15 protein-coding genes are annotated in these 12,268 nt (G+C 67.6%); 9 read left to right on the top strand and 6 right to left on the bottom strand.

The window, feature by feature from the left end; genetic code table 11:
• Window positions 1-21: 21 nt before the first annotated feature.
• Entirely contained in the window at window positions 22-408 is a 387-nt protein-coding gene (locus HZ992_RS12815) for a DUF4398 domain-containing protein (RefSeq protein WP_209382243.1), read from the bottom strand.
• A 228-nt stretch (window positions 409-636) separates the two neighbouring features.
• On the opposite strand from HZ992_RS12815, the gene HZ992_RS12810 reads away from it, so the two are divergent.
• Genes HZ992_RS12810 through HZ992_RS12800 form a run of 3 tightly spaced genes read left to right on the top strand, consistent with a single transcriptional unit; the run spans window position 637 to window position 1,838 of the window.
• Window positions 637-1,212, top strand: a complete 576-nt coding sequence (locus tag HZ992_RS12810; RefSeq protein WP_209382242.1) for a ferritin-like domain-containing protein — start codon at window positions 637-639, stop codon at window positions 1,210-1,212.
• 43 nt (window positions 1,213-1,255) lie between these two features.
• Entirely contained in the window at window positions 1,256-1,570 is a 315-nt protein-coding gene (locus HZ992_RS12805; protein WP_209382241.1) for a BON domain-containing protein, read from the top strand.
• 34 nt (window positions 1,571-1,604) lie between these two features.
• Window positions 1,605-1,838, top strand: a complete 234-nt coding sequence (locus tag HZ992_RS12800; RefSeq protein ID WP_209382240.1) for a CsbD family protein — start codon at window positions 1,605-1,607, stop codon at window positions 1,836-1,838.
• 50 nt (window positions 1,839-1,888) lie between these two features.
• On the opposite strand, the gene HZ992_RS12795 is transcribed toward HZ992_RS12800, so the two are convergent.
• Together HZ992_RS12795 and HZ992_RS12790 are read right to left on the bottom strand one after the other, a co-directional pair.
• Window positions 1,889-3,079 (bottom strand): GAF domain-containing protein, encoded by a 1,191-nt coding sequence (locus HZ992_RS12795; RefSeq protein WP_209386998.1) that lies wholly within the window; start codon window positions 3,077-3,079, stop codon window positions 1,889-1,891.
• Window positions 3,080-3,194: 115 nt separating this feature from the next.
• Window positions 3,195-4,127 carry a LysR family transcriptional regulator gene (locus tag HZ992_RS12790; RefSeq protein WP_209386997.1) on the bottom strand — a complete coding sequence of 311 codons (933 nt, stop codon included), beginning with the start codon at window positions 4,125-4,127 and terminating at the stop codon, window positions 3,195-3,197.
• An 84-nt stretch (window positions 4,128-4,211) separates the two neighbouring features.
• On the opposite strand from HZ992_RS12790, the gene HZ992_RS12785 reads away from it, so the two are divergent.
• From HZ992_RS12785 to HZ992_RS12760, 6 genes are read left to right on the top strand one after another with little or no spacing between them, the layout of a single operon-like run.
• Complete coding sequence (locus HZ992_RS12785) at window positions 4,212-5,198, top strand: 2Fe-2S iron-sulfur cluster-binding protein (protein WP_209386996.1); 987 nt, start codon at window positions 4,212-4,214, stop codon at window positions 5,196-5,198.
• A 9-nt stretch (window positions 5,199-5,207) separates the two neighbouring features.
• Window positions 5,208-6,266: a gentisate 1,2-dioxygenase gene (gtdA, locus tag HZ992_RS12780; RefSeq protein ID WP_209386995.1), complete on the top strand. Its 1,059-nt coding sequence runs from the start codon at window positions 5,208-5,210 to the stop codon at window positions 6,264-6,266.
• A gap of 23 nt (window positions 6,267-6,289) precedes the next feature.
• Window positions 6,290-6,985 (top strand): fumarylacetoacetate hydrolase family protein, encoded by a 696-nt coding sequence (locus tag HZ992_RS12775; RefSeq protein WP_209386994.1) that lies wholly within the window; start codon window positions 6,290-6,292, stop codon window positions 6,983-6,985.
• A gap of 44 nt (window positions 6,986-7,029) precedes the next feature.
• On the top strand, window positions 7,030-8,289 hold the full coding sequence (locus HZ992_RS12770) for an aromatic ring-hydroxylating dioxygenase subunit alpha (protein WP_209386993.1): 1,260 nt from the start codon (window positions 7,030-7,032) through the stop codon (window positions 8,287-8,289).
• Between the two features lie 14 nt (window positions 8,290-8,303).
• Window positions 8,304-8,786 carry an aromatic-ring-hydroxylating dioxygenase subunit beta gene (locus HZ992_RS12765; RefSeq protein WP_209386992.1) on the top strand — a complete coding sequence of 161 codons (483 nt, stop codon included), beginning with the start codon at window positions 8,304-8,306 and terminating at the stop codon, window positions 8,784-8,786.
• A gap of 7 nt (window positions 8,787-8,793) precedes the next feature.
• Complete coding sequence (locus HZ992_RS12760; protein ID WP_209386991.1) at window positions 8,794-9,111, top strand: non-heme iron oxygenase ferredoxin subunit; 318 nt, start codon at window positions 8,794-8,796, stop codon at window positions 9,109-9,111.
• Window positions 9,112-9,259: 148 nt separating this feature from the next.
• On the opposite strand, the gene HZ992_RS12755 is transcribed toward HZ992_RS12760, so the two are convergent.
• The 3 genes from HZ992_RS12755 to HZ992_RS12745 form a co-directional block, all read right to left on the bottom strand.
• Window positions 9,260-10,258, bottom strand: coding sequence for an NAD-dependent epimerase/dehydratase family protein (locus tag HZ992_RS12755; RefSeq protein WP_209386990.1), 999 nt, complete (start codon window positions 10,256-10,258; stop codon window positions 9,260-9,262).
• 198 nt (window positions 10,259-10,456) lie between these two features.
• Window positions 10,457-11,521, bottom strand: a complete 1,065-nt coding sequence (locus tag HZ992_RS12750; protein WP_209386989.1) for an ABC transporter permease — start codon at window positions 11,519-11,521, stop codon at window positions 10,457-10,459.
• A complete protein-coding gene (locus HZ992_RS12745; RefSeq protein WP_209386988.1) occupies window positions 11,518-12,258 on the bottom strand; it encodes an ATP-binding cassette domain-containing protein in 741 nt (246 codons plus the stop codon). The genes HZ992_RS12750 and HZ992_RS12745 overlap by 4 nt, the downstream gene beginning before the upstream one ends.
• Between the last annotated feature and the right edge of the window lie 10 nt (window positions 12,259-12,268).

Genomic DNA, 12,268 nt, shown 5'->3' with positions numbered 1-12,268 from the left:
TGTTCTCGTCAGGAGGTGGTGCTACTTGGGCTTGCGGTCGAGTTCTTCGCGCAGCACACGGCTGCCTTCGCTCACCGCGTCGGACGCCTTGCGGGCCTTGGCCGACTCGGCCTTCGCCTCGGCGAGCAGCGCGTCGAGCTGCGCCTGCTCGGCCAGCGTGTCGGCGGCGGCGTGGTCCTTCCCGGTCATCGCCACGGTGGCGCGCTGCAGCTTGTCGCGCGCCAGGCGCATCTCGACCGGGGCGAACTCGGGCCCGCCAGCGGCCGCGGCATGCGCGACGGCAGCGGTCGCCACCGCCATGCGTTCGTTGGGCGGCGGCGGCGTGCTGGCGCAGGCCGCGAGGACCAGTGCGCTGCCGAGCACCAGGGCGGCGCCCCGATGCGGGCGAAGGATTGAATGGGTGGTCATGGTCGTGGCTTTCCGTGTGATCAGGAGGCGTGCGTGTTCGCACCCTCGCAGGCTGCGCCGCGGGCAGGCCGGTGTCGGTGCGCTGTCGCACCCAATGGCGGCGCGTCGTCGCCATGCGCATTGAACGAGGCGTCGTCCTACAGGGCTGCGCGACCGGCACCGATGGTGGCCGGCAAAGGGCCCTTCTACAGTGACCCACTGCCCGAACACCCCACGCACAGGAACCCCATGGCCGCCAAGAACGAAACCGCCGTCGTCAAGCAGCTCGAACCTGCCGAACACGAGACACTCGCCCTGAACGAAGCGGCCATCGACGCGTCGCGCCGCAACCTCGCGCAAGGCGCGATGACGCCGCACTACGGGCCCTGGAAGAAGGACGTGATCCAGCTGCTCAACGACTCGCTGGCGACCGAGCTGGTGTGTGTGCTGCGCTACAAGCGCCATCACTTCACCGCGCAGGGCCTGGCCTCGCCGAAGATCGCCGAAGAGTTCCTCGTGCACGCCAACGAAGAATCGGGCCACGCGGACCGCCTGGCCAAGCGCATTGTCCAGCTGGGCGGCGAACCCGATTTCTCGCCCGACTCGCTCTCGCAGCGCAGCCACGCGGCCTACGACGAGTCGCCCGACCTGAAGGCGATGATCAAGGCCAACCTGATCGCCGAACGTGTGGCCATCGAGACCTACAGCCAGATCATTTCGCTGATCGGCGACAAGGACTCGACCACCCGACGCCTGCTCGAAGACATCCTCAGCGACGAGCAGGAACACGCCGAAGAGCTCAAGGGCTGGCTCGCCAGCGACTGAGATCCCTCGCCACCGCCATCAACAACCGCACAGGAAGAACACCATGAACACACGCAACACGCTCGCCACCATCGCCGCCTCCATCGTCCTGCTCGTCGCTTCCGGCTGTGCCGTCACGCGCGGCCAGGAAACGGTGGGCGCCTATGTCGACGACACCGCGATCACCACCGCCGTCAAGGGCCGCTACATCGACAACAAGGACGTCGATGCCTCCAGCATCCGTGTCGAGACGCTCAACGGCACCGTGATGCTGTCGGGCTTCGCCAAGAGCTCGACCGAGAAGGCCACTGCCGAGACGCTGGCCTGGAAGGTCAACGGCGTGAAGGCCGTGAAGAACGAACTCGCCATCCGCCCGTGAGCTTCGGGACACGGCAAACACGAAAGGACACGACATGAACTGGGAACAGATTCAGGGCAACTGGAAGCAGGCGACCGGCAAGGCCAAGGAACAATGGGGCAAGCTCACCGACGACGACCTCGATGTCGTGGCCGGCCGCCGCGAACAACTTTCCGGCAAGATCCAGGAGCGCTACGGCGTCGCCAAGGAAGAGGCCGAGAAGCAGCTGGCGGAGTGGCAGCGCAAGGCCAGCGACGCCTGGTTTGCGGTGGACAAGAAGTCCGACTGAAGGCTTCCTTCGGCCCATACGGAGCGTTGGCGAGGCCCGCAGCGATGTGACTATGCGCTGCGGGCCTCTGCGCATGGGCCCGCGGCACGCAAGCGCCGGTAGATGAGGCCGCGGGATACGCCGAGTTGCTTGGCTGCACCCGACACGTTGCCCTTGCAGGCATGTAGCGTTCGCTGAATCAGAGCGAGGTCCGACTCCCTCAGCAGCGGCATCGACGTTGTGCCCTGGGTGGTCGACACGCCGACTTCCGCCGTGTCGACCACCGGAGGCGACCAGGCAGGCACCAGTCCTCGAAGGCCATCGGGCATGCGCATCTCAGCACGCGCCCACACGAGCAGCCCATTGGGCAGGGACAGTGGCGCGGCGCCGGATGCGGGCAGCGAAGCCAACTGGGGCCATGACAAACCCAGCCTGCGATCCGGTGTTCGATCTTCGTGGTGAACAGCCAGGGTCGAGCCACCGAGCAGGCTGCGGGCCGCAGCGTTCTCCCAGGCAATGCGGCCTTCGGCGTCGATCCCGATCAACCCGACCATCGCCGTGTCGAGCAGTTCCGCCGTGATCTGGAATCGGATCACCAGATGCTCGGTCGACTGCGCCACGAGCAAGCGATTCTCGATCGCGCCGGCGAACACGCCGGCCACCGCAGCAGCGTCGAAGGAAAACGGAATCCGCTCGCTGGACAGGTCGAGCACGCCCGCGATCTGGCCGCGAATGTCGCGGATCGGCGCGGCGGCGCAATGCATCTCCTTCACGCTGTCGAAGAAGTGCTCTCCACCCTGCACGCATAAAGGCTTGCCGGTTCTGGCGGCCACGCCCGGGGCGGTGGTGCCGACCGCGTCCTCGGAGAGGTTGACGCCGAGTCGTGTGGCCACAGGCATCAAGGCCTCGTGCGAACGGCCCACGCAGGTCGACCCGATCAGGACGCCTGTGGCGTCCGTCAGCATCCACGCACAACTGGTCGAGCTGAGGGCCGACTCCAGCCGGGGCACTTCGTCCATCCAGGCCTGACGCAGCGGGCGGTTCTTCAACAACGCCAACTGAGTCCGGCTCGCGGTGACGGGCTCGAATGCGGCGCGCTCGTGCGGGTTGCCGTGGCGCCGCAAGCATCGCGCCCAGGACTCGAAGACGGCTTCGCTGACCACGCCGGTCGGGACCTGTCCCTCCTCGAAGAAGCGCTGGCGAGCCCACTCGATGCGGGCGGGACGCGACTCGAGGAGAGACAGGCTGGGCAGATGGCTCATGGCGGTGGCGATGGTCCCGTGTTCTCAGCCGTGCGCCAATGGCGCCGCGCGAATATGGCGCATCACGCGCAGTGATGCTGCTTCGCAGCATCGCCCTCGATCGGGGTCCGGCGCGCTACCTGGACGAGGTCGCAGCGGTCGCCCGGTCTTCGCCGAACAGATCGAAGACCACGCCGCGCAACCACTGATGCGCAGGCGAGCGGTGCACCTTGGCGTGCCAGAACAGGTTGATGGCGATCTCCGGCAGGTCGACAGGGTGCGCGCGAAAGGTGAGATCAAAGGGCTCGACCAGGCTGTCGGCCAGGCGCTCGGTCACCGTGGCGACCATGTCCGAGTGCCGCAGGATGTGGCCTACGCTGACGAAGTGCGGAACCGTCAGTCGCACGGCACGCTCGACACCCGCTCGCCGGATCAGGTCATCGACCTTGCCGTGGCCCGTGCCGGCCGACACGATGACCAGGTGCTCTGCCGCCTTGAAGTCCGCCAGCGAGAGTCGTTTGCGGTCCAGCGGGTGGCCCTTCCTGAACAGGCAGACGTATCGCTGGCGGAACAGTCGGCGCTGGAAGAAGCCCGCCTTGAGTTGCGGCAGCGGGCCGATGGCCAGGTCCACCTTGCCGGCTTCCATGTCATCTCGCAGGCTCGTCGCGGTGGTGCGCACGGTGATCAGCGACACGCCCGGAGCCTCCTGGCGCAGGCGCTCGACCAGCCGGGGAAGAAAGACGATCTCCCCGATGTCCGTCATGCCGATCGTCACCGAGCGCTTGACGCTGGCGGGATCGAAGCGGCTGTGCTGGTTCAGCCCGCTGTGGATCATGCCGAGCGCGTAGCCGATCGGCTCGGCCAGTTGCTCGGCGAAGGGCGTCGGCACCATGCCCGCCGGCGTGCGGACGAACAGGTCGTCGCCGAACTGGCGCCGCAGCTTGGCCAGCGTGTTGCTGACCGCGGGCTGCGTCAGACCCAGGTTCTCGGCCACCTTGGAGACACGACGCTCGACCATCAACTGCTGAAAGAGCACCAGCTGGTTGAGATCGATGTCCGCAAGCTCCATGGAACCTCCATCACTGCCAGTGATGCATCACATTCAAGAGATTCTATTTGCTGAATGAGGCAAAGCGGGAATGATCCGCCTGCCATGGAAGTCCTCGTCCAACCTCTGAATCGTGTGATCCGGGTCCAGCCAGGCGCCAATCTGCTGCAGGCCCTGCAGGCCGCGCAGATCCCGATGTCCTATTCCTGCATGGCCGGGCGCTGCGGCACCTGCCGCTGCCGGGTGCTGGACGGCGAGGTGATGGAAGGCGGGAGCGACCAGCAGCGCCTGCTCGAAGGCGACGACAGTTTCGTGCTCGCCTGCCAGACCTACGTCACCGAGCCGTGCACGATCGAGATCCCGGAGCCCGACGAGGTGGTGGTCCACCCGGCCCGCATCGTCAAGGCCACCGTCGCGGCCCTCGAGGACCTGACCCACGACATCAAGCGGCTGGTGCTGCGGCCGGCGAAGCCCATGGAGTTCTCCCCGGGCCAGTACGTGCAGCTCCAATTCACGCCCGAGCATGCGCGGCCGTACTCGATGGCCGGGCTGTCGGGCGACGGCCTGTTCGAGTTCCACGTCCGCCTGGTGCCGGACGGGCGCGTGACCGGCTACATCGCGCACGAGCTCAAGGTCGGCGATGCAGTCAAGGTCAGCGGGCCGCTGGGCTCGGCCTATCTGCGCCGCAGGCACGAGGGCCCGATGCTCTGCGTGGCCGGTGGCACGGGCCTGGCACCGATCCTGTCGATCCTGCGTGGCGCCATCGCGCAGGGCATGGCGAACCCCATTCACCTGTACTTCGGCCTGCGCTCGCCGCGCGACATCTACGGGATGCCGTGGCTCGAACAGCTCGAGCGCGATCACCCGCGGCTGAACGTTCACGTCGTCGTGACATCCGGCGGCAACGCCGCGACGCATCGCATGGGGCTGGTCACCGACGCCATCGAGCAGGACCACGGCGACATGAGCGCGTGGCGTGCCTACCTGTGCGGCTCGCCGCCGATGGTCGAGGCGGCAACGGTGGTGGCGCGCCGCAAGGGCATCGCGGCCGCACACATCTACGCCGATGCGTTCTACACCCAAGGCACCTGAGGAGCACCGATGCAAGTCTCCAAACTCCCGCCCGAGGCCTTGCGCCAACGTGCCGACTACTACGGCCGCATCGGCAAGGACCACATGACGCCGCTGTGGGAGGTGCTGGGCGCGCTGGTGCCGCCGCAGCCCCGGTCGCCCGCCTCGGCGCACCTGTGGCGCTATGCGGAACTGCGCGAGAAGGTGATGGAGGCCGGCCGGCTGATCTCCGCCGAAGAGGCCGAGCGACGCGTGCTGATCCTGGAGAACCCCGCCCTGCGCGGCCAGTCGTGCATCACGCAATCGCTCTACGCCGGGTTGCAGCTGATCATGCCGGGGGAGGTGGCGCCCGCGCACCGGCACACGCAGTCGGCCCTGCGTCTGGTGCTCGACGGCGAGGGCGCCTACACGGCCGTCGATGGCGAGCGCACCACGATGCGCCGCGGCGACTTCATCATCACCCCGGCCTGGACCTGGCACGACCACGGCAACCTCGGCGATCAGCCGGTGGTCTGGCTCGACGGGCTGGACATCCCGATCGTGCGCTTCCTCGATGCCGGGTTCGCCGAACGCAGCGAGCAGTTGTCTCAAGCGCCGCTGCGCCCGGAAGGCGATGCCCTGGCCCGCTACGGCGCCAACATGGCGCCGCTGGACTACGAGCCCAAGCCGGCCGATCCGACGCGGGTCTTCGTGTACCCGTTCGAGCGCACGAAGGCCTCGCTGATGGGCATCTCGCATGGCGCACCCGATGCGCACCACGGCTTCAAGCTGCGCTACGTGAACCCGGCCACCGGCGCCTCGCCCATGCCGACCATCGGGTCCTTCGCGCAGCGCCTGCCGGCCGGCTTCGAGACGAAGCCGGTGCGCTGCACCGATGGCACCGTGCATGTCTGCCTCGAAGGGAGCGGTGAAGCGCGCCTGAGCGGGCTGTCCGGCGACAGGACCTGGCGCTTCCAGGAGAACGACGTGTTCGTCGTGCCCTCCTGGCATGCACTGCAGTTGCGCGCCGACCGCGATGCGGTGCTGTTCAGCTTCTCCGACCGGCCTGTGCAGCAGGCCCTGGGTCTCTGGCGCGAAGAGCGCCTGTGACCTCCACCCGTTCAAGGATCGCCATGAATCTCGCCCTCGAGGCTCCCCCGCTGCACACGCTGGCCATCGCCGGCCGTGACGAGCGCTTCCCGGTGAACCGCGTCTTCTGTGTCGGCCGCAACTACGCGGCCCATGCCCGCGAGATGGGCAAGGACCCGGATCGCGAACCGCCGTTCTTCTTCATGAAGCCCGCGGCGGCCGTGGTCGACGCGGCCACGCCGAGCAGCGTGCCCTATCCGCCCAAGACGAAGAACTACCACCACGAGATCGAACTGGTCGTGGCCATCGGCCGCGGCGGGCGCGACATCCCGATCGCGCAGGCGCTGGAGCATGTCTACGGCTATGCCGTCGGGCTGGACATGACGCGGCGCGACCTGCAGCTCGAAGCGCGCGACAAGGGCCGGCCCTGGGAGTTCGGCAAGTCCTTCGCACAGTCGGCGCCGATCGGCGCGCTGCACCGCGCGCAGGACATCGGCCACCCGGCGGCCGCTGCGATCACGCTGACGGTCAACGGCCAGCCGCGCCAATCGTCCGACATCGCCAAGCTGATCTGGTCGGTGTCCGAGTGCGTGGCTTATCTCTCCGAGTACGAGGCGCTGGAGCCGGGCGACATCATCATGACCGGCACACCGGAGGGCGTGAACGCCGTGGTGGCCACAGACGTGATGCGCGGCGAAGTGCAGGGGCTGGGCGCGATCGAAGTGCGCGTGACGGCTTGAGGGCGGCAACGACCGACCCGATTCGAGATCACAGGAGACAAGCCATGAACGAGACCTCCACCGTCTTTCCCGAGCAGCCGGTGTGGGAGGGCGACGGCACCCACCGCATCCCTTTCCTCACCTACACCAGCGACGAGCTCTATCGCAAGGAGCTCGAGCGCTTCTTCTACAAGGGCCACTGGTGCTACGTCGGCCTGGAGGCGGAAGTGCCGAACCCGGGCGACTACAAGCGCACCGTGGTGGGTGAACGTTCGGTCATCCTGGCGCGCGATGCCGACGGCGTGCTCAACGTGGTCGAGAACGTCTGCGCCCACCGCGGCATGCGCTTCTGCCGCGAGCGGCACGGCAATCGCAAGGACTTCGTCTGCCCTTACCACCAGTGGAGCTACACGCTCAAGGGCGACCTGCAGGGCGTGCCCTTCCGCCGTGGCGTCAAGCAGGACGGCAAGGTCAACGGCGGCATGCCGGCGGACTTCAAGACGGCCGACCATGGGCTCACCAAGCTGAAGGTGGCCACGCGCGGCGGTGTGGTCTTCGCGTCGTTCGACCCGGACGTCGAGCCCTTCGAGGACTACCTCGGCCCCGCCATCCTGGGCTACTTCGACCGCCTCTTCAACGGCCGCCAGCTGAAGATCCTGGGCTACAACCGCCAGCGCATCCCCGGCAACTGGAAGCTGATGCAGGAGAACATCAAGGACCCTTACCACCCGGGGCTGCTGCACACCTGGTTCGTCACCTTCGGCCTATGGCGCGCCGACAACAAGTCGCAGCTGCGCATGGACGACAAGCACCGCCATGCGGCGATGATTTCCACGCGCGGCACCGGCGGCAAGGCCGAGCAGGTGACGCAGGTGTCGAGCTTCAAGGAGGAGATGAAGCTGCATGACCCGAGCTTCATCGACATCGTGCCCGAGCCCTGGTGGGGCGGCCCGACGGCGGTGATGACGACGATCTTCCCGAGCGTGATCCTGCAGCAGCAGGCCAACAGCGTGTCGACGCGGCACATCCAGCCCACCGGCCATGGCAGCTTCGACTTCGTCTGGACGCATTTCGGCTTCGAGGACGACGATGAGGTGATGACGAAGCGGCGCCTGACGCAGGCGAACCTGTTCGGCCCGGCCGGCTTCGTCTCGGCCGACGATGGCGAGGTCATCGAGTTCTCCCAGCAGGCCTTCGAAAGCAAGCCCTTCCACCGCGCCGTGGCCGAACTGGGCGGGCACACGGTGGAGGACACGGAGCACATGGTCACCGAGACCCTGATCCGGGGCATGTACCGCTACTGGCGCGACGTGATGGAAGCGTGATGGAGGCCCGCACCATGGCGACGAACCTGAACTTCGAGGACTGGCTGGCCCTGACGCAGCTCTACGCGGACTACGCCAGCGCCGTCGACTCCGGCCACTGGGACCTCTGGCCCGAGTTCTTCACCGACGACTGCATCTACCGACTGCAGCCGCGCGAGAACCACGAGCGCGGCTTCCCGCTGGCCACGCTCTCGTTCACGAGCAAGGGCATGCTGAAGGACCGCGTCTACGGCATCCGCGAAACCCTGTTCCACGATCCCTACTACCAGCGACACGTGGTCGGCGCGCCGGTGATCCGCGAGGCAGCCGAAGGGCGCTGGCGCTGCGAGGCCAACTATGCGGTGTTCCGCACCAAGCTCTCGGAGGTGTCGAGCGTGTTCAATGTCGGGCGCTACCTGGATGTCGTGGTGCGCACACCGGCCGGCCTGAAGTTCGCATCGCGCGAGTGCATCTACGACTCCGAGATGATCCCCAACTCCATCATCTACCCGATCTGAGGCGCGCATGAGCACGACGAACTGGGTCGACGCACTGTCGGCCGACGAACTTCCCGTCGACGATGTCGCGGGCCTCGTCGTCGCCGGGCGCGACATCGCGATCTACACCGTCGGCGATGCGGTCTACGCGACCGACAACATCTGCACCCATGGCCATGCGCGGCTGTGCGACGGCTTCCTGGACGGCCATGAGATCGAATGCCCCTTGCACCAGGGCAAGTTCGACGTGCGTGACGGCAAGCCGACCTGCGCACCGGTCACCGAGGCGCTGCGCAGCTACCCGGTGAAGCTCGAGGGCGGCAGGGTGTTCCTGCGCTTCGAATGACCGTTCGCAGCGAGTTGCCGGCCCCCGAGCGCGCCCGGCCGCTGATGGTCGCCCTGCAGACCGACATCCTGGCGCCGCCGACAACCGCACGGCGCGCCGCGTTCCGGACCCTGGCACACAAGGCCCTCGGGTTGTGGCCAGGCAGCCTCTACCCCGGATACCAGACCCGACGCGGCTCGTCATCGGCACGCCGGTAGCCCCAGGCCGACTCCACCAGCCGCTCCATGTCGTAGTGCGGGCGCCATCCCAGCAGGAACTTCGCCTTGCTGTTGTCCAGCCACGTGGAGTGATAGCGGTCGCGCAGGGGCACCAGCGTGCTGCTGCGCGTGCGCACCAGGTACTCGCCCAGGCGAACGTAGTCGATCGGTTCGTCCATGCAGACGTTCATGACCTGCTGCCTGGCACGCGGATGGTCGATCGCGGCGAGGATGGCGCTCACCAGGTCGTCGACGTGAACGAAGTTGCGCAGCACGCCTTCGCCCTGCGGGTCGAGCAGCACCGGAATCGCGCCACACGCAGCATAGGCCGCGGCCGCCTCGGCGCCGACCCGGTCGCACCAGCGCGGCGAGCCGAACACGTCCGCGCCAAAACTCAGATGGAACCGCAGGTCGTCCTTCTCCAGGATCCACGGCGCGCGCAGGCAGCAGCCATTGAGGCCGTACTGAATGAAGTACTGCTGCAGCATCACCTCCTCGATGACTTTCGAGAGCGCGTAGCACCCCGGATAGGCGCTGTGCGGCTGAGTCTCGACCACCGGCACCGGGTGCGGGTAGTGGAAGTGGCCGACCGCGGCATCGCCACCGATCAGGATGAACTGGTGGAAGCTCGGGCTCGCCCTGCAGCCTTCGAGCAACCAGAACAGGCCCTTGACCGCCACGTCCATCACATCCTCCGGCGTCTCCTTGCTGGTGGCCAGGTGCAGCACGTGAGTCACGTCCTGCAGCACCTGCTGCACGGCCTGCCTGTCCTGGATGGCGCCGCGGGCCGACTCGATGCGTGGATGCGGCGGCAAGGCGCGCTGGTGGCACAGCGCACGCACGCGCCAATGCGCGAGCGACGGCTCGGCCAACAGCCGCGCGATGAAGCTGCGGCCCACCTTGCCTGTCGCGCCGGTGACGAGGATGAGTGGCTGGGCAGAACGGGTCATGACGAAGCCTCCGCAGGGGGTCAAGTCAAAAAAGGGCCCACGCAACGGTGGGCCCAAGGGATGCCGATCAGACCCAAAGGACTGCGCCTGCGGACCTTCGATGCACGCGCGCGCGGGCATCTGTCACCGCGGGCGGCGGGCATCATGGAGACAACTGATGTGCGCTCATTCGCGTCGTGTCGTTGGGTGGGGCTGGCTTCATTCGTTGGCGCTGCGCGAACGCAGCCGGTCGAACAGCACGGCGATGACGATGAAGGTGCCGACGAAGGTGCCTTGCCAGAAGGTACTGATGCCCAGCAGCGTCAGGCTGTTGCGGATCACCTCGATCAGCGCCGCGCCGACGACGGCGCCGAAGGCCGAGCCGATGCCGCCGGAGAGGTTGGCGCCGCCGATCACCGCCGCGGCGATGACGGTAAGTTCCATGCCCTGCCCGAGCCCGGTCGTGATGGTGCCGAGCCAGCCGACCTCGAGCACCCCGGTCAGCCCGGCGCACAACGCGCAGAACATGTAGACGCCGACCTTGACCCGCTTCACCGGCACGCCGGTCAGCGTGGCGGCGCGTTCGTTGCCGCCGATGGCGAACAGGTAGCGGCCCCAGCGCGACCAGCGGAAGGCCAGGCTGGTGCACACCATCAGCACGAGCATGAAGATCAGCGGGTTGGGAATGCGGATCGGGTCGACGAAGGGCAGCACCAGTTCGAGGAAGCCGCCGCCGAGCGCCAGCAGCGCCGGCTGGTCGGGCCCGAAGGAATAGACCATGCGGTTGTCGGACAGCACCATCGCCAGGCTGCGCGCGATCGAGAGCATGCCCAGCGTCACCACGAAGGGTGGCACGCCGACGTAGGCGATCATCACGCCGTTGAACGCGCCCACCGCCAGTGCCGCCGCGAGGCCCAGCGGCACCGCCAGCCAGATCGACATGCCGGAGTTCATCGCCATGCCGGTGACCATGCCGGAGAGCACCAGCACCGCACCGACCGACAGGTCGATGCCGCCGGTGACGATCACCGCCGTCATGCCGATGGCGATGATCGCCACGAAGGCGAAATTGCGCGCCACGTTGAACAGGTTCTGCTGCGTGGCGAACACGTCGCTGGCCAGCGTGAGCCCGGCGAAGGCGAGCAGCGCGGCCAGCGTCACCCAGAAGGTCTGCTGGCCGGCCAGCCAGGCCAGCCGGCTGCCGTGCGAGCGCTCGGCGATGGCACGGGCCAGCGTGGTGTCGGCGATGCCGGCCTGGCTGCCGGTGGGATTCGGTGTGTTCATGCGATGGCAATCGCACCGGTGATCAGGCCGGTGACCTCTTCCGGTGAACTCTGCGCGATGGGCTTGTCGGCCACTTTCTCGCCGCGGCGCAGCACCACGACACGGTCGGCCACCGAGAACACGTCGGGCATGCGGTGGCTGATCAGCACCACCGCGATGCCGTGTTCGCGCAGCCGGCGGATCAGTGCCAGCACCTCGGCGACCTGGCGCACGCTGATCGCCGCCGTCGGCTCGTCCATCAGCACGATCTTCGGGTCGGACAGCCGCGTGCGGGCGATCGCCACCGCCTGGCGCTGGCCGCCGGACATGCGGCGCACCAGGTCGCGCGGCCGCGTCTCGGACTTCAGCTCGGCGAACAGTTCGCCGGCACGCTCGAACATCGTGCGGTAGTCGAGCCAGCGCACGGGGCCGAAGCCGCGCATCGGCTCGCGCCCGAGGAAGACGTTCTCCGCCGCGCTGAGGTTGTCGCACAGGGCGAGGTCCTGGTAGACGATCTCCACCCCCTGCGCGCGCGCCTCGGCGGGTTTGTGGAAGTGCACCGGCCGCCCCAGCATGGCCATCGTGCCGGCGCTGGGCGGGAAGTTGCCGGCGATGATCTTCACCAGCGTCGACTTGCCGGCGCCGTTGTCGCCCATCAGGCCGACCACTTCGCCGGCGTGCAGCGACAGCGACACGTCATTCAGCGCGTGGATCGCGCCGAAGTGTTTCGACACCTTGTTCAGCTCCAGGATGGCCATGCGCTTCGTT

This window comes from Rhizobacter sp. AJA081-3 (genome assembly GCF_017795745.1).
GTDB lineage: Bacteria > Pseudomonadota > Gammaproteobacteria > Burkholderiales > Burkholderiaceae_C > Piscinibacter.
This window is presented reverse-complemented; position numbering and strand designations above follow the sequence as displayed.